Origin of the sequence: Nocardiopsis algeriensis (assembly GCF_014203695.1) — a bacterium.
GTDB lineage: Bacteria > Actinomycetota > Actinomycetes > Streptosporangiales > Streptosporangiaceae > Nocardiopsis > Nocardiopsis algeriensis.
The window spans coordinates 117163-134141 of the sequence record NZ_JACHJO010000006.1 but is presented as its reverse complement, the minus strand read 5'-3'; the positions used below and the strand labels follow the sequence as shown (position 1 = coordinate 134141).

Annotated in this window: 12 protein-coding genes and 1 pseudogene; 5 read left to right on the top strand and 8 right to left on the bottom strand. The window is 66.6% G+C overall.

Translation table 11 applies throughout. From position 1 onward, the window contains the following. Position 1 precedes the first annotated feature (1 nt). The 4 genes from FHS13_RS11070 to FHS13_RS11055 all read right to left on the bottom strand — a co-directional run bounded on the left by FHS13_RS11070 (position 2) and on the right by FHS13_RS11055 (position 6757). Positions 2 to 4888, bottom strand: a complete 4887-nt coding sequence (locus tag FHS13_RS11070; RefSeq protein WP_343064983.1) for a DEAD/DEAH box helicase — start codon at positions 4886 to 4888, stop codon at positions 2 to 4. A 298-nt stretch (positions 4889 to 5186) separates the two neighbouring features. Continuing rightward, complete coding sequence (locus FHS13_RS11065) at positions 5187 to 5555, bottom strand: type I restriction endonuclease subunit R, EcoR124 family (protein ID WP_184291214.1); 369 nt, start codon at positions 5553 to 5555, stop codon at positions 5187 to 5189. A 104-nt stretch (positions 5556 to 5659) separates the two neighbouring features. Continuing rightward, the gene (locus FHS13_RS21440; protein WP_246405163.1) at positions 5660 to 6106 is read right to left on the bottom strand and encodes a hypothetical protein; all 447 of its coding nucleotides are present in this window, start codon (positions 6104 to 6106) and stop codon (positions 5660 to 5662) included. Between the two features lie 126 nt (positions 6107 to 6232). After that, entirely contained in the window at positions 6233 to 6757 is a 525-nt protein-coding gene (locus FHS13_RS11055) for an ATP-binding protein (protein ID WP_343064982.1), read from the bottom strand. A 350-nt stretch (positions 6758 to 7107) separates the two neighbouring features. On the opposite strand from FHS13_RS11055, the pseudogene FHS13_RS21945 reads away from it, so the two are divergent. From FHS13_RS21945 to FHS13_RS11035, 5 genes and pseudogenes are all read left to right on the top strand, one after another. After that, a pseudogene (locus FHS13_RS21945) lies at positions 7108 to 7305 on the top strand (helix-turn-helix domain-containing protein); the annotation flags it as partial. 30 nt (positions 7306 to 7335) lie between these two features. Then, entirely contained in the window at positions 7336 to 7971 is a 636-nt protein-coding gene (locus FHS13_RS11050) for a DUF5753 domain-containing protein (protein WP_246405161.1), read from the top strand. An 809-nt stretch (positions 7972 to 8780) separates the two neighbouring features. Further along, positions 8781 to 10853 carry a hypothetical protein gene (locus FHS13_RS11045; RefSeq protein WP_184291208.1) on the top strand — a complete coding sequence of 691 codons (2073 nt, stop codon included), beginning with the start codon at positions 8781 to 8783 and terminating at the stop codon, positions 10851 to 10853. A gap of 138 nt (positions 10854 to 10991) precedes the next feature. Beyond that, positions 10992 to 12311, top strand: a complete 1320-nt coding sequence (locus FHS13_RS11040) for a hypothetical protein (protein WP_184291206.1) — start codon at positions 10992 to 10994, stop codon at positions 12309 to 12311. Between the two features lie 169 nt (positions 12312 to 12480). Next, a complete protein-coding gene (locus FHS13_RS11035; protein ID WP_184291204.1) occupies positions 12481 to 13029 on the top strand; it encodes a GNAT family N-acetyltransferase in 549 nt (182 codons plus the stop codon). 152 nt (positions 13030 to 13181) lie between these two features. Here FHS13_RS11035 and FHS13_RS11030 read toward each other — a convergent pair whose 3' ends face one another. The 4 genes from FHS13_RS11030 to FHS13_RS11015 all read right to left on the bottom strand — a co-directional run bounded on the left by FHS13_RS11030 (position 13182) and on the right by FHS13_RS11015 (position 16753). Further along, positions 13182 to 14024, bottom strand: coding sequence for an alpha/beta fold hydrolase (locus tag FHS13_RS11030; RefSeq protein WP_184291202.1), 843 nt, complete (start codon positions 14022 to 14024; stop codon positions 13182 to 13184). Next, positions 14021 to 14452: a helix-turn-helix domain-containing protein gene (locus FHS13_RS11025; protein WP_184291200.1), complete on the bottom strand. Its 432-nt coding sequence runs from the start codon at positions 14450 to 14452 to the stop codon at positions 14021 to 14023. The genes FHS13_RS11030 and FHS13_RS11025 overlap by 4 nt, the downstream gene beginning before the upstream one ends. 330 nt (positions 14453 to 14782) lie before the next feature. Beyond that, positions 14783 to 16216, bottom strand: coding sequence for a PQQ-binding-like beta-propeller repeat protein (locus tag FHS13_RS11020; protein WP_184291198.1), 1434 nt, complete (start codon positions 16214 to 16216; stop codon positions 14783 to 14785). Positions 16217 to 16414: 198 nt separating this feature from the next. After that, positions 16415 to 16753 (bottom strand): MerR family transcriptional regulator, encoded by a 339-nt coding sequence (locus FHS13_RS11015; RefSeq protein ID WP_184291196.1) that lies wholly within the window; start codon positions 16751 to 16753, stop codon positions 16415 to 16417. Positions 16754 to 16979 lie beyond the last annotated feature (226 nt).

The following is a 16979-nucleotide window of genomic DNA, read 5'->3' as shown; positions in this document are numbered from 1 at the left end:
GTCAGTCCTCCAAGATCTCCAACGGCGGCAAGGACTCGACGATGTCGACGGTCTCCAGGCTCACGGTGACGATCCGACCCAGGAGGTCGATAATGTAGCGCGGGTCGTCGGACCAGTCGTTGGGGTCGTTGACGATGCCACTGGCCTCGTCGGTCTTGACCTGGTAGCGGTCCATGACCCACTCGACGGCCGAGCGCGCTCCGAGCTGGTAGCGGTAGGCCCGCTCAGGAATGCCGCTGACGGTGACCCGGGAGTTGTAGACGATCGTGGAGCGGTCGCTCTTGTCGGCGAACTTCATCTTCTGCACGCGGTACACCTCGCGCGCGGGCGCCGGCGTGGGGCCGGTGATCGTCCGCTCCAGCGGGTAGGGCTGGACGGTCTCGTAGCCGATGTGGAGGACGGCGAGGTTGCGCCCGGCATCGACGAACTCACGGAAACCGGCGACTTTGGGAATACGCGGCAGGGACTTCTTCAGGTCAGCGGCGAACTGCGTGCGGTAGTCCTCAGAGTGAAGAAGGCCATAGGTGTAGTAGAAGATGTCGTCCTTGGTGACATCGGAGCCGTAGATCTTGCGGAAGTCGGCGAGGGCGAAATCGGTGATGTTGTCGACCTGCTGGAGCCCTTCATCCTGAGAACTGAAGAGATTGTCTCCGGCACTCTCACGGTAGGTGTAGCGAGGGAAGAATTGGCCTCCGCTACCTGCTCCAGTGACATGAAGGTCGGGCAGGGCGTCCATCATGAGGACGGAAAATGGAACCGCCGAACCGCTGCCAACATTATAAAACCCGAAATTCCTTTCCCCGGACACAGGGAATACCACGGGGAGAGCATACACCATGTCATTCATTCCACGACTGAAGTACACTCGCTGTTTGACGAAAGGGCGATAAGTACCAAACATGACCGACGCCAGCCCAAAAGCGCGAAACCTCCCCCTTTTCACACCAATCTTATCAGCCCTATTCCAGCTGATTTTGGCACTGTCGTAGTCAATGAACTTGACCACGTCGTCATTGCTAGGCTCACGAATCCCTTTTTCCTCACAATACTCACGGAATCCGTCAACCTGGCTGTTGTAGAAGCCGATCATGCGCTCGACATTGCCCCGCAGTTTGGCCTCACTGAAGTTGTAAACCCAAGCGTCTCTCCCAGAGGCAAGACCACGGGAGTAAGCCGCAAAAATCCCTCTGCTTGAATCACGATCCCCAATCGGAGAGAAGCACCTGAACCTCTCATCTCTTTGATTGATCCAATCCCCTTCGGAGCTCGGAGCGATCTCCTGCCATGTAATCGTGTCGAGGCCGCCAGCCGCTACAATGTTGAGCTTCTCGCTCCGGCTCAGGTAGTCGGCAACAGAGTGGTAGACCAGCCTCCCCTGCCCATTGCCCTGACCGTTCTTTACCAGGAGCAGAACAGCAACCGTGTTCCGGCTCCCTGACCCAAAGACGTTCCCAGCTTCCTTGCGCCGCTGCTCTCCTGCCGTACGCGCATTGCCGCGCAGGTTGAGGCAGTAGATGTAGTCGAACTCCGACACTAGGCTCTTTCTGAGCCCCGATGCCGTGTTGCCATCGATGTAGCCGCCGTTGGTGACGTAGCAGACCACGCCCCCGTCCTCGATCCGGTCCGAGGCCCACCGGATGGCCCGGATGTAGGAGTCGTACAGCGAATTCTTGTTCTGCGCGGTGGAGCCCGCCGCGTACGTCTCTGCGATCCGTGCGTCGAGCTTTTCGTAGGACTGGTTCTGGTTGTTGTCATTCTGGCTGGTCTGCCCCGACGAGTACGGCGGATTGCCGATGACCACCCGGATGTTCTGCTCCAGCTGCCGACGGGCTCGGTCGCTGTTCGCTCCCAGCAGCGTTCCTGGAATGGTGTCCCGCTCCTCGCTCAGCTGGAAGGTGTCGGCGAGCACGATCCCCTCGAAGGGCAGGTACTCCTTCTCTCCTCCGTTCTTCGCACCGCCCCTCCCCTCCCACTGCTGGTGGAAGGCCGCTTCGATGTTGACCGCCGCGATGTAGTACGCGAGCAGCACGATCTCGTTCGCGTGCAGCTCCTGCGTGTACTTCCGGAGCAGGTCATCGGGCCTGATCAGCCCCAGCTGCAGCAGCCGCACCAGGAACGTCCCCGTTCCGGTGAAGGGGTCGATGACGTGGACACCCTCGTTCGAGAGGTTGCTGTCGAAGTGCTTGTCCAACGCCTGGTTGGTGATCCGCAGGATGAAGTCGACGATCTCCACCGGCGTGTAGACGATCCCGAACGCCTCTGCCGTCTTGGGCAGCGCCTTCTTGAAGAAGTTCTCGTACAGCTCGGTGATGACCTGCTGTCGGCCCTCGTGGTTGTCGATACCCTCGGCCCGTTTGCGCACCGAGGCATAGAAACCTTCCAGGGTCTCGGCCTCGCTGCCGATGAACTCGTCCTCCAAGGCGGTGAGCATCTTCTCCATGGCCAAGGAGACCGGGTTGTGGCCGGCGAAGTCGTAGTCCTTGAACAGCGCATCGAACACCGGCTTGGTGATCATGTGCTGGGCGAGCATGTCCGCGGCCCTGTCCCGGTCGACGCCCGGGTTCAGGTTGGCCTGCAGCTCCTCCACGAACCCCGCGAAGGCGCGCCCCTTTTCCGACTCCACATCAGCGGTGGCCGCGCGGATACGCGCCACGTGCCGCTCGGCAATCTCGGCGATGTCGCGGGCCCAGTCCGCCCAGTAGTGGCGCTCACCGACCTTGTCGACGATGCGGGTGTAGATCGCCTCACGCAGCGCCCCCCAGTCGTAGTCCAGCACCTGCTGCTGGAACCCGTCGGCCACCACTGCCGTGGCAGAGTCGCTTCCCTCACCCGTACTCTGCCCGCTGTCGCCTCCGACGCTCTCACGCAGGCCGTCGAAGTCCTCAGCGGTGACCGTGCCGACCATGATGTTGTCGGGCTTGTTCCGGTTGAGATTGATCTTGTTGATCGTCGCATTGAACCGGTCGTCATGTGCGCGGAGGGCCTGAAGCACCTGCCAGACGGCTTTGTACCGCTTGTTGTCACCGAGCGCCTTTGCGGGGCTGACGTCGGTCGGGACACCCACCGGCAGGATGATGTACCCGAATTTCTTGCTCTCGGCCCTGCGCATGACACGGCCCACGGACTGGACCACGTCGACCACGGATTTACGCGGATGCAGGAACAGCACCGCATCCAAAGCGGGGACGTCGATACCCTCGGACAAGCACCGGGCGTTGGAGAGGATGCGGCACGTGTCGTCTCCCGCATCCGCCTTGAGCCAGTCGAGCAGCCGGTTCCGTTCCAGCGCGTTGTAGCTGCCGTCGACGTGTTCGACCTCGCAGCGCAGGCCCGAGCGCGACTGCTCGTCCGCCTGCGCATTGACGCCGTCCACCACCTGGGCGAACTTGTCGGCGAGCTTCTTGGATTCGGCGATGGTACGGGCGAAGGCCACTGCCCGGCGCATCGGTGGCTCACCCGGTTCGAAACTCTGGCCAGCCGGGGCCTTGCCGATCTTCTTGGCCAGTCCGTTCCAGCACCCGATCACTTTTGCGGCGTCGTCGAGTTTGAGTTCGCCGTCCTCGGACAGCTGCGACTGCAGTGCGTTGGCCAGGAAGGCCTCATCCACGTTGAGGATAAGCACCTTGTAGTCGGTCAGGAGCCCTTCCTCCACCGCGCGTCCGAAGCCGAGGCGGTGGAACTCGGGGCCGTAGACCTCCTCGTCGTCCATCGAGCACAGGACGGCGTTGTTGCTCTTGGCACTGCTCTTGCTGTTGTCGTCGAACAGCCGCGGCGTCGCTGTCATGTACAGGCGGCGGTCCGCCTTCAGGTACTCGCGGTCGTGGACCTTGACGAAGCTGGAGGCTTCCTCACCGGAGCGGGTCACTCCGGTAGTGCGGTGCGCCTCGTCGCAGATGACAAGGTCGAAGTTGCCCAGGCCGAGTTTCTGAGCGGTGTGGACCGTTCCAAGTGATTGATAGGTCGAGAAGACCACCTGCAGCCGCTCCCCGGAGAAGGAGCGCTTCACCTGGTCCAGGAGCACGGAGGCGTCCGTGGTCGCGGGCAGGGCGAGGTCGTGGCTGCGCAGATCCTGGAGGTCGTCGGCGCTGCTCCTGCGGCCGACCTTGGCATCGGAGCAGACGGCAAAGGCGCGCATGGAGGTCCGGCACTGGGCGGACCACTCCCGCAGGCTCTGGGAGAGCAGGGCGATGGACGGGACGAGGAACAGCACCCGGGTCGTGGTGTGTCGGCGATCCTTGCTCTCCAGGTCCGCGGCAAGCTCCTCGGCGATCTTGAGCGAGGTGAAGGTCTTGCCGGTGCCGCACGCCATGACGAGCTTGCCGCGGTCGTGCCTGGCAAAGCCCGTGAGGACATCGTCCACTGCTGCCCGCTGGTGCGGTAGGGGCTCATGAAGGGGGAGGGGTTGTAGGACGACCTCGGTGTCGATGGTCGGCCAAACCTGGTCCCAGCTGACCGGGCTCTGCGCGATCTCGCCCAGGCCGAGACGGGTGACGGGGATCTGCTGTCCGCAGAGCGCCTCCTCTGCAGCGCGCCCCCAGGTGTCCGTCGTCGAGACGATGAGCCGCTGGGTGAAGGGCTCCTTGCCCGAAGCCGTGAAGAAGGAGTCGATGTCGTCCTTCTGCAGGCGGTGGGTTCCCTCGTAGAACTTGCACTGGATGGCGCAGTATCCGCCGTCAACGGTCTCGGCGACGAGGTCGATGCCGTGGTCCTGCTTGCTGGGCGCTTCCGGCCAGTCCGCCCAGCGGTGGACACGGGTGAACCTGCGGGAGAACTGGGGGTCGGATTGCAGGTAGGAGACCATGAGGCGCTCGAAACGGCTGCCGCGCTCGTGGTTGTTCCTGGACTGCTCACGGATGGAGGAGATGACGTCGTGGACTGTGACAGGCACCGGGGGGTCGGTCCTTTCAACTAACAGCACGTCAGGGACGACCGCCAGCAGACCACTTGCCACAAAAAGATAATCCTATTTCGCAAAATCGTTACACAAAAAGCGTTGGCGGAGAGCGCGAATGTACCCACAGAAGCCCTTCGAAACAAGACACCAAACACCAGAGAGCAGCAGAAGGTGATATGCATTCCCCGGAAGGCACATATTACTTTTGCAAACAAACAGAGCAATAAAGGTGAGGCAGCGGGGCACCGGAGGACTCGCGGGGCCGCAACGGACACCTCTCGGAGACAGAGCACTACGCCGAGGGTGACGTCAAGCCGCCCTCTGGCGCCTCGCCATGCCCACCGCCTGCCGAGAAACGAGAGGCAGGAGGAAGAGTTTTCGTGATCGCCGTTCTGATCATGCGGAGCTGCCCGTCACGGAATGCTGCATCTATGAACGCGGGCGCTGCATCGGGTTGGAGCTTCTGCTCAGCAATGATCGCTTCAAGCTCCTCTGCGCGCTTGGCGACGACAAACGCACACCACTGGTCGTACACGGCTCTGTCCGCCGACACCGAGGCAACAAACTCCTCAGCCAAGTCACGTTCGCTGCGCAGTGTCGAACTGGCATCAGCGGCTCGGGCGATCTCGGCTCGGGTCTCGTCCTCGCCGCTTTGGCGCAAGGCTGCCGGATGACCGGAGGGCGTGGATGCTCGCTCTCCGGAATCAGCTCGATGTCGACGCCGTCCAGCCGCGCGGGCGCCTCGCGCGGCAGGACGGGTGCGGGTCAGCGGCTGGTGTGGGGCCAGAGGGCGAGCAACAGGGCATCGATGTCGCGGCCCTCGACGAGGCCGTGCGACGTCGCGACCCAGTAGGACTGCGTGGCCTCACCGAACCAGATCACCAGGTTCCGGTGGCGCGCCTGGAGCTTGGCGGCGTTGGCGTGCTCCTCGGCGAACTCGGAGCGTCGGCCGCCCAGGCGGGGAAGCCGCTCGGCCCGGCGAGCGCGGCAGGACGGGTGCTTGCAGTCCTGGCAGTACGGCCCCGGCTTAGGGGAGGGACGCCAGGGGTTGACCGACTCGGTGCGCGGCGCGGTGTGCGGGGCCGGCTGGGTGTGCCGGGTCGTGAACGGGTTCGCCGGTCGGCTCTGGGCGGGAACCCGGAACTTCTCGCTGGGCTCGGAGATGCTCGGAAGAGCTGCGGAGGGGCGGGGGAAAGAGATAATGTTCGTCATTGGATCCTGGCTCCTGAAAATTACAAGTTGCTCAGTGCTTCGGGATTCAGGGCCCAGGAGGTGGTGGTACACCTCCTGGGCCGCTTTGTAAGACGGGTCCGCCGTTGCAGCGGCGTTCCCGTGTGGTCAGCTGCGGACGCTCGCCGAGTCGTCCCACCAACGGCTCTCCTCGGCGTTGAACGCCAGGTAGAGCCACACGCTCCGGTACTCCGCGAAGCCGTTGTCACCCCACGAGGTGGCGAAGGCGTCGACCATCGCCAGTCCTCGTCCCGACTCGGCCGACAGGTCAAGGCCGCTCGGGTTCGGGCTGAGGTGTCCGTCCTGGCCGTTCAGGCTGCCCTGGTCGCGGCAGGTCAGGTGCAGTCCCTTACGGCTGCGCCGGACCTGGAGGGTGTAGCTCCCACCCGGACGCCCCGAGAGCGTGTGCCGAATGGCGTTGTTGGCCAGCTCGCTACCGAGGAGGGTGAACAGATAGCGGTAGTCCTCAGACCGGTCAGCCGCGCAGGTGTTCAGGAACGCCCTGGTCAGCGGCATCACCTCGGGGATGCCAGGGAAGCTGTAGTGACGGTTGCGGTAGTTGCACCGCTCCGGCAGCCCGGAGAAGTAGTGCCGGTGCACCGGCTGGACGAAGCTGCTGAGCGGAACCGTCACCTCCCCCGGCACGAGTCCCGGAGCCGGAGCCCCCTGGGGGAGGCGGGTGGCAGCGGTGGCTTCCCGAGCAGGAATCGGGACAGAGGACGCAGAACGGCACCCACGAATCTGCACCTTTTTGGGCATAGCGAGCACACTCCTTAAGTGTCATTCACGAAAGGGACAAAAGTGTCGAACGCGCCCGGCGGTGTGAGATTCAGAATCTCCGATAGACGGGAGGGGGCACGGCGCAACCCAGGAAGAACACTGTGCGTGTTCTCTCCGTGGCGCCCCTTCAATTTAGAGGAAATGTTCTCCGGCCACAACCAAAGAACTAACGCTACTTATAAGTAACTTACGAGGCAAGCGACATGCATGACCCCAGAAGCCCTTCACTCCGCCTACGCCGCCTGACCTCTGCACTTCGCCAGGCACGCCAATCGGCCAACCTCACGGCCGTGAGAGTCGCTCAAGAATTCGGATGGACCCATCCCAAAGTCACAAAATTAGAGACAGGGTTCACAAAAAGGATAAACCCTAAAGACATCATCAAACTGATGGACCTCTACGGGATTACAGAACCCAGCCAACGTGAAGACATGCTGGACTGGGTTCAAGACACCCGGCTTCGAGGCTGGTGGAGGGACTACCGGGACGTCTTCAACGGCGACCTGCTCCCCGACTACGAGACCGAGGCCGCCCACCTCCGCAACTACGAGACCCAGATCTTCCCCGCCCTCCTCCAGGTTCCCGGCTACAGCGCCGCCGTCCTCCGGGGCGCCGGCCGCACCGACCCGGCCGACATCTCACGGCACGTGGAGGCGCGCATGTGCCGGCGGGAGATCCTCGTCCGGATGAAGCCCGCCCGTCTGCACGCCGTTGTCGACGAGTCGACTTTCCTGCGCCCCATCGGCGGGCCCACCGTCATGGTCGAGCAGCTCGACTACCTGCTCCACATGGCCCAGCTCCCCAACATCGACCTGCGCGTGCTCCCTCTGGCCCAGGACGCGCACGCCGGCCTGGTCGCTCCGTTCACGGTCCTGGAGTTCGCGCACCCGCTCGACACCCCGATCGTCTGCGTCCCCTCCCTCACCCAGTCGCTCTACCTGGAGCAGGAGGACGAGGTGGAGGCCTACCAAGCCGCCTTCCGCAGCATCCAGGAGGCGGCGGCCGACCCAGCGGCTTCCGTCGCCCTCGTCGAACGGCACCGGGAGAGGATGAGGGAACTCCTCTGAGCCACCGATCGGCCCCGCACACCTTCGGCAGCCACCGCCGAGGCATCCCCCACTCTCTCCCCCGCACCACCGGTCCCCTCAGCACCTCTGTCAAGAACCTATGCATGACGCACATGGGGCCCGGGCCAACGCGTACCGGCCACATGCCGCCACCGTGCCGGCACCGACTCTGCCCCACGTCTCCAGCCACGGATCGGTACAGCCGCCCCTGACGCCCCGGAGGCCCGAGCCACCCGCGAAGAAGACATGGGGCTCTTCGCGGTTTTTGGCCGGAAGTGGCCAAGATCGATACGTCAGGGATCCCCCATTGCCTGGGTTCCTCCTGAAAACCCGGCCCGGGGAACATGGGAAAGACCAGCTCCGCATATTGGACCGCTCGCACATCCGGGCGAGGAGGGACAGGTGTAGCCATCCTCGGAAGTCTGGTACCGAGTTCTCTCAATAGCCCCTTCTGTGCTATTTTCTCCGCATCAGAACGAGCACGGAGGGCAATACAAGGAAACCCTCTTCATCCCCCTTCCGTACCCCTCTCCGACTGATGGTTGCCCCCGAGAAAAAAACGGAAATAAACATGAGGGCTGACAGGCGCACGCTGACATCCGCTGCTGCTCGTGTCGATTTTGTCGCGGAGGGACGCAGGGACACGGAATGACGGGCCCACATCTCTTCTCCTACTACAAGCGTTCCACGAGATGCCAAGGTTCCGCAGCGGTGAAGATCCCCACCCGCCATCGCACCTCCTGAGGAGCGCACAAAAATTCCACAGGCGGACCCCGGCGGCGTTCATTCATTTCCGAGACGGAACACTTGTGCTTCCCAGAATTATTTTCTTCACCCACACGGCTTTCGTTGCCCTGGCATCAATCTTTTCCTTTGCTGCCCTCCATCAGTACGAATCGGTAACCCTGACGGTCCCTTCACACTCTGTTTGGGTCACGGCCAACCAAGGCATTGCCGACACTCCTCAGATCATCGACAAGGTCGAAGAGTTCACGGCAGACAACAATGTTTCCGTTGCGTACGAGGTCCCGGATCTACGCGACCCCGGGAACATACGCCACCTCTACCTGTCCCCCGGTTCGCCCGAATCCCCTGAGCATGCCTGGCTCGAAGACGGATACCCCTCGTTCGGGCACAGCATGCGGACAGAGGTCCACCCCTTCACCGACCTGGACCACGAGGATCCACGCGGGTTCTACAACGTCTTCGGCTCCGAGGAAGAATCATCGGCCTTTGAGGCCGCACTCTCCGAGATCGGTCTTCACGACACCTTCAGTGCCTCGTCCACCGAGCTCCGATGGACAGATTTCTTCGTCTACTCCGGAAACATGAACACAGCGCTTCTCATCGCTCTGCTGATGGGTGTGACCGCTGTCGGTTCGGGTGTGCTCCTCAATGCCAAAAACTACGCCGTCCTTCGGCTGCAAGGGCATGGCTTCACCAGGATTCTCACTCGCGACATGCTCCTGCTCCTGCGCTTCTACCTCGGCCCAGGAGCGTGTGTGGCAGCGAGCGTGGTGCTCCTCCTCTTCCTCTACAACGGACTGTCCCAGTTCTTCCTCTTCGCCGAGATAGCCGGGTGGCTGCTCCTCCTCTTCCTGCTCGTCGGGTTCGCTGCCCATGCCTCCGCCTTGGGCATCACGCACACCATGGAGATACTCCCGGCGCTCAAGGGCAGGATCCCCGGCCGTCCTGCCACGGTCAGCGCCTACGCTGCACGCATCCCCGCGATCATCCTTGTCCTCCTCGTCCTCAGTTCTGTCATTGCCTCGGCTCGGAACATACAGGCCCAGAAAGAGGACATGGACGCTTTCGAAGGTGCCGGTCAGACATCCCGGATCATGATCTCCGGAAGCGTCGACATCGCCGAGATGGTAGGAGAGATGGAACCGGTGGTCGGGAACTGGATCCGCCAATCCGATGCATCCGGGGACATGATCCTGGCAGCCCAGGAAAGGGGGGAAGCTATCACCCCTCCCGGCACTCCCCGACCGGACTTCGGAGTGATCCTGGTCAACAACACCTACCTGGAACACCAGGAGATTCTCTCTCCCGAGGGGGAACGCTACCTACCCGGTGAGAGCGTAAGAATTCTCCTGCCTCCGTCACTCATCGACCGGAAAGCAGACTTCACAGCAGGAGTCGTCTCCCTCCTGGGGGGATCCGATACGTCCGGGCTGGTCTCCGAGGAGAAGATCGAAGTCCTCCCAACCGCACACGGAAACCAGGTGTTCACCTATGGGTCCATCACCCCCGGAGACTTCTACGTACAACCTTTCCTGGAGGAGCCTGTAATCATCGCCCTGCCCAACGGAGCAGTGCTCTCCGACGTCAGGTACACCTCCTACGCGACGCAGGGCGCCATTGTCTTCCCGGATCCTTCGGTGGTGGAAGAATCCATCTCCCAGCCTCCTTTCTCCACCTATGTCAACGGTATGCAGATGGTGGTCACCAGCGCCGCCGACTACTACGCGGGCTTGGTCAAGGAGCTACGGCTGGAGAGCTTCAACCTGGTTGCCTCCTGCGCGGTCATGCTCATGACCTCCGTCGCCGTCTGCGTCATCCACACACGGGTCCGGGCCCAGAAGATCTTCGCCCGGCACATCAGCGGATGGAGCTTCCTCGGCATCCACAGAAGGCTCCTCCTCACGGAGGGGGGCCTTTTCACAGCGTTCATCGGATGGGCCACATGGCAGAGCATCACAGAAGTGATCCGGCACAGTGATCCGAGCAACCCCGTGTCCATGTCGCCTACAGCGCGCGTCGTCGAACTGCAGCCGGTCCTTGCGGTGAGCATCTCTGCCCTGGGTATGACCTTCGCGGTCCTGACCCTTGCCGTCCTTCATCGAAAAATTGTCAGGGAGGGATCCTCCCAGGCGTGATGAGAGCATGTGGGCTCCCCAGGCGCTCCGGCAGCAGCACCGCCCGGCCGCCCCCGAAGGGCCGCGAACTCGTAGAGCCCCTCCCGAGGAATCCGGCACACCCCCCGACGGATGCACGAGACGGAGCGCTGACCCCCCATGCCCACGACCGGAACCGCCGACCGCACGAGCGCCGTCAAGGACTTCCTCTCCCGGGGGACGAAGGCGGCCCTGGCGGTCTTCCTCGCCGGCTCCAAGGTCCTCCTCTTCTTCTCCGCCCTGAGCGGCTACGCCCCCGAGGTCGCTGCCTCCTACGGAAGCGCGCTCACCCTGCTGCTGGTGTGCCTGACCCTGGGCACCGCCTACCAGGTCCTCGTGGTGTCCCGCCTGCGCCGCGACACCCTCCTGAAGGATCCGGAGCGGACGGCGGAGCTGGCCGCCACCGTCCTGGCGGGATCGGTGTTCCTGGCGCTCGGCGCACTGGCCGCGAGCGGCGCGGCCCTCGCCTTCCAGCACTCCCCCGGCCTGTTCGCCGCCTTCCTCCTCACCTACCTCCCGGCGGTCCTGCTCGCCCCCGTGACCTACGCGGCGGGCGGCGTGCTGCTGGTGACCGGCCAGGAGGGGGTGCGGCTGCGCACGAGCGCGGAGAACTTCGTCGCCCACGGGCTGCTGGCCGCCGCCGTGTTCCTGTGGGAACCCTCCCCGGTGGTCGCCCTGGTGGTCATCGGGGCCGGATGCTCCCTGGTGGACCTCGCCACCCTGGTCCGCACCGTGGTGCGCACCGAGCCGCAGGCCAGGGCCGCCGTGCTGCGGTCGGTGCGCGAGGGCGCCCGCAGGATGTGGTCGGCGCCGGTGCTGCGGGCGGTGCCCGGGTCGTTCGCGGGGGCGCTCGACGCCCTGGTGCTCGTGGCGGCCTTCGCCGTCGTCTCCCAGGTCGTGACGGTGCTGCCGGCGGCGCAGGCGGCCGCCGCCCTCGCCTGCATCGCGGTCGTGCGCACGCTGGTGGTGCCGCTGAAGCCCTACGGCATGGTGGCCGGGCGCCTGCTGCGCGCCTCCGGGACCGATCTGCGGGAGCAGGCGCGCCGCCTGCGCCTGTTCACCGCCTCGACGGCCCTGCTGCTGTGGCCGCTCGCGCTGGTGTTCCTCGCCCTGCCGGGGCCGGTGGCGGGGCTGCTGGGTCTGGAGGCCGACCCCGTGGTGTTGTGGGGGGTGCGGCTGGTGGGGGTGCAGCTGCTCCTGGAGCCCTGCGCGGGGTTCCTGTCGTCGGTGCTCAAGGTGGTCGTGGCACCGCACGCGACCGTGCGCAGCCTGGTCGCGGTGCTGTGGTGCGGCGCGCTTCCCGCCATCGGCCTGCTCGCCGTGTCGGGGCACCTGACGCTGGTGTCTTTGTGGTCGGTGCTGCTCCTGGCCCGCGCCGGGTTCGCCCTGGCCTCGGTGGTCTCGGCGCGGCGCGCCCTCACCGCACCGGAGGCGGCGTGAGGTCCGGCGTCCGCCCGTACCCGCGCGGACTTCCCCTCCCCGGTGCGGACCTTCCCCGCACGGCCCCGACCGCGCGGCGCCGTGCCGACGGGACCTGCCGGATCCGTCCGGGGCCGTCCGGGTCCTTGTTCGCTTGCCCGGAGCCGAGCCGACCGGATAGAAAGCCCGGGTGCTGACAGGAACCAAGGTCGGGCTCAGGGCCCGCCACGACGACGACATCCCGATCCTGCGGGCCGAGCTCTACGACGACGTAGCCGGCTCCTCGCGGGCCGAGGCCAGGCCGTGGCGGCCGATTCCGCCGAGGTCGCAGGACCCGAGGCTCGTGGTGAGGGAGGACGACGAGTCGTCCGTCCTGTTCTCGGCGGTGGAGTTGGAGGGTGGCACGCTGATCGGCAACGCCGCCCTGTGGGAGATCGACACCCACAACCGCTCCGCGCACATCGGGCTGGCGCTGCGGCCGTCCTGCCGCGGCAAGGGGTACGGCACCGACGTGGTCGCGACGCTGTGCCACTACGGTTTCACGGTCCTCGGTCTGCACCGGATACAGATCGAGACGCACGCGGACAACATCGCGATGCTGCGCGCCGCCGAGCACAACGGCTTCGTCCGGGAGGGTGTGCTGCGCTCGGCGTCCTGGGTGATGGGCGATTTCCTCGACCTGGTCGTGTTCGGGCTCCTGACCCACGAGTGGAGCCCGCGACCCCAGGGGCAGGGGTAGCCGCTCCGGCGGACACCTGCCCGCGCGGCCGCGCGCCGGTGAGCCCGGTGATACGTCGGTGAGCCCGGTGATGCGCGGCTGTCCGTGCCGGCGCGGCGGACGGTTCCGGCTCCGAAAGGCCAGGGGGCGTGTCCGGGCGGAGCCTGGTCTCCTCACCCCCGCAGGAACTCCTCCACCGTCTCCGTCTGGTGCAGGAGGGCGTGCCCGGCCTCGGGCAGGACGTGCACGCGCGCGTGCGGGACCCGGGCGCGCATCCGCCGAGCCGTCTCCGCCGAGTCGAACATGACGTCGCGTCCGCCCACGACCACCAGCACCGGCATGTCCAGGCGGCCGAGCTCCTCGTCGGAGAACACGGGCAGCCGCTCCGTGCGCGGCCGGAACTGGGCGAAGGCCAGCGCCACCGTGTCCAGGGCGGCCCGGTCGCGCCGCGGGTCCAGGCCCGTGACGAGCTGCACCGAGCGGCGCCTTCCCCGGCTCCCGAACAGCCGCGGCGGCAGGGCCGTGAGGAGCATCCGGCCCGTCGTCTGCCGCCCCACACCTCCCGGGCACAGCAGCGCCAGCCGGGTGACCCGGTCGGGGTTGCGGGTGGCGTAGTGCAGTGCCGTCCAGCCGCCGAGGGAGGTTCCCACGACCGCGGTGCGGGCGAGGCCCAGCCCGTCCAGCACGTCGTCCAGCCACAGCGCGAGGCCGCCGGAGTCCAGGGGCGGGCGTGAGGGGGCGCTCAGGCCGGGCTCGCCGACGAGGTCGACGGCGTGGACGCGCAGGTGCCGCGACCAGGAGGCGACGTCCCCCTGCCACATGGCGGCGTTGGCGCCCGACCCGTGCAGGAGCACCACCGGCGGTGCGTCCGGGGGGCCGGAGACCAGGACGAAGGTCTCCCCCTGGCAGGTGGGGAGACGCACCCGCTCGGCGGGGACCGGCCACTCCTCCAGCGCCTGGAGGTAGTTCTGCCGGATCCGGCGCTCGCCCTCCTCCGAACGGTAGATGGGGTTCACGGGGCGAGCACCCCTTCCATGTACTCGAGCATCCGCGCCGTCTCGGCCAGGCCGCCGAGGACGACGACCTTCAGGCGGGCCCGCTCCTCGTCGTAGGCGGTCGTGACCCGCAGGGGCTGCCCGCCGGGCTCGCGGCCGGCGGCTGCGGCCGTGAGCATGGTGGTCACGCGGTCGGCCGTCTCGCGGCTGACGGCGTCGGCCTCCACGATGCTCGACACCTCGGTGTGCCGGTGGCGCCGGACCGTCTCGGACGGGGGCGCGGGCACGGGGCCGCCGGTGAGGGCCTCCAGGTCCTCGTGCCTGATCCGGTACTGCTTGCCGATACGCACCGCCTTGAGGCGGCCGTCGCGCACATAGTTGCGGATGGTGCGCACGTGCAGCCCGAGATGCTCGGCGACCTCTTCCACGGAGTAGAGACGATCACTCATCAATATTCCCTTTTTTCCTCGGATGGCCAGAAGGTAAGGGAATTTTAGGGGAAGACAGGGAGTGATGGCTACAGGTTTGAGTCCGCTACCTCGAAGGGGAGCGGTGGCCTCCCCGGGACCGGACAGGAGCGAAACCACTACTCACAGCCCTGGGTCCGTCCGATTTCGCGGAACTGGCCCGCATCGGGGCGGACGGTCCCGGGCGCTCCCTCCCCATGTCCGCGAAGGAACGCAACAGCGGGAGAGCCGCCCGGCGGGCGGCGGGCGGTACGTTCGGTCCTCCCTCTCCCATGGCCCCCGGTCGGCGGCGGAGCGCTCCGGCGGTCCGCCTCAGCCGGTGAACCCCGAGATACGCGTCTGCGGCTGCCCGTGCCGGTACTCCCGCAGCAGCACCGCACCCGGCACTGCCACGAAGGTCGCGGGACCCACGACCTCCTCCGCCGCCACGAGGCTGGTCAGCTCGCGGGTCTCCACCTTCACCTCGGCGGGGATCTGCGCGACCGGCTCCGCGCCCCCGTCCCAGTCGAGGACGAACAGGTGGGGGTCCTCCGGGTCGGCCCAGTCCAGGCGGACGAGCGCGTCCTCCAGCGGAAGGAGCCCGTCGGCCCGGGCGAACTCGGTGGGGACCGCGCCGCGCACCCGCCCCGAGAAGTCGCGGAGCTCGTACTGCCCCCACAGCTCGCCCTGCCTCGGCATGCCCTCACCGGTGAGCGCCACGTACCCGTCGGAGAGCACCCGCACGACGAAGTCGCTCCCCGTACTGCTCATCAGATAGGGGATCTCGTCGGAGACCACCTCCCCGGTGACCGGATCGACGACCAGCGTCCCCCGGTGCAGGGCGAGGTTCTGGCGCACGGCGACGTCACCGAGCACGGCGAAGTGGCCGCCGCCGCCCAGGGTGTTCTTCTCGTGCTCGACGGTGAAGTCCTCCCCGGCGGCCAGACGCCACAGCTCCTCGCCGCTCCCGAGGTCGAGAGCCACCAGGTCCGACACGCCGTCGTCCTCGGCGGGGTCGTCCGCGTCCTTGGGCTCGCCGCAGCCGTGGAGGAGCACCACGGCGCCGGAGGTGAGGAAGCCGTCCTCGATCCGAGACGGGCTGATCCCCTCGTTGCAGGCCGGGACCTCGGTGCTCCACCCTCCGCCGGCGCCGTTGCCGTCGTCGAACGCCCAGGGGGTGAGGGTGACGTCGACGGCGCCGCTCTCCTGTATCTGCGCGGTGACCAGCCCCTCGTCGGCGGCCAGGCCCGCCGGGCCTCTGATCTCCAGCTGCCCGGGGCCGCGCGTCTGCGGGTCGGGCTCGTACTCATGGACACCGATCTCCGCACCGGTGGCCGGGTCCAGGACCACCACGGCACCGTCCGCGGCCACCGCCACCCGCTGCCGATCGGGGGTGAGGGCGACGTCGGCGCGGTCCCGGGGGTCCAGGAGGCGGAAGCTCCACGCGGTCTCGCCGGTGGCGGTGTCCAGGCCGGCTGCACCGTCGGCCAGGCGCACCACCGCGCCGGTGGGCACGGGGAGGATCTCCTGGATACCGGACCCGCCGGGGGACTTCCAGACCCAGGCGTGTCCGGTGACGGTGGTCGGGACGGGGAGCTCGGCCGGGGGCTGCTCGGCCACCAGGTGGAGGACCTCGAGGTCGGCGACCTCACGGACCTCGCCCCCGGAAAGCCAGGCGCACCCGGCCGACAGGGTGAGCACGGCGGCGGCCGCGGCGACGCAGCGGGGGCGGGGTGTGGCGCGGACGGGGGACGCGGTGTGGGACAACGGGCACCTCCTGAGGGGTGAGATCCCTGGGACGATCATCCCGTTCCACCCGCTTCCGGGGGTGGCCGACCCGCTTGCGGGGGTGGCCGACCACGCGGACACGGTGACGGGTACCGTCCCTCCCGCGCCGCCCCGGCGGACGACACCCCACCCCGGGGCCGGATTCGACCGCATTCATGGCCCTGGACGGGGGGTCCGTCAGGGTGCCGGCGGCTCGCTGCCCTGGGGGTGCCCGTCGGAGGCGCGCAGCTCCTCGTTGATCCGCAGGGCCTCCTCCAGCTGGTCCTCCAGGATGATGATCCTGCAGGCCGCCTCGATCGGCGTGCCCTCGTCCACGAGCTCGCGGGCACGGGAGGCGAGCCTCAGCTGGTAGCGGGAGTAGCGGCGGTGGCCGCCTGCCGAGCGCAGGGGCTCGATCAGCCGGGCTTCGCCGAGGGCGCGCAGGAACGCCGGCGTGGAGCCGATCATCTCCGCCGCGCGGCCCATGGTGTAGGCGGGGTAGTCGTCATCGTCGAACCGGTTCTCGGGACGGGACAAGCGTCTTCTCTTTCCTTCTCTCCTGACCGCACGCCGAGGGCCCCAGCGCGATTCCGCGCTGGGGCCCGAGAGTTTCAATACCACCTACCGGCGGCTGCCGGTCTTCCGCTTCCCGAGGTCGAGCTGAGCCGGGAAAGCGGGGATCGCGGTTGTGTGACCGTGGACCACCTTCTTCCGAACCGGGGCCTGCGGTACCCGAGCGGAACTTCTCCGCGCCCGGGCGATC

Excerpts from the sequence above, each read along its gene's own strand:
- FHS13_RS11025 (WP_184291200.1), bottom strand. The coding sequence starts at position 14,452 with ATGAGTGATCGTCTCTACTCCGTGGAAGAGGTCGCCGAGCATCTCGGG.
- FHS13_RS11050 (WP_246405161.1), top strand. The coding sequence starts at position 7,336 with ATGCTGGACTGGGTTCAAGACACCCGGCTTCGAGGCTGGTGGAGGGAC.
- FHS13_RS21440 (WP_246405163.1), bottom strand. The coding sequence starts at position 6,106 with ATGACGAACATTATCTCTTTCCCCCGCCCCTCCGCAGCTCTTCCGAGC.
- FHS13_RS11040 (WP_184291206.1), top strand. The coding sequence starts at position 10,992 with ATGCCCACGACCGGAACCGCCGACCGCACGAGCGCCGTCAAGGACTTC.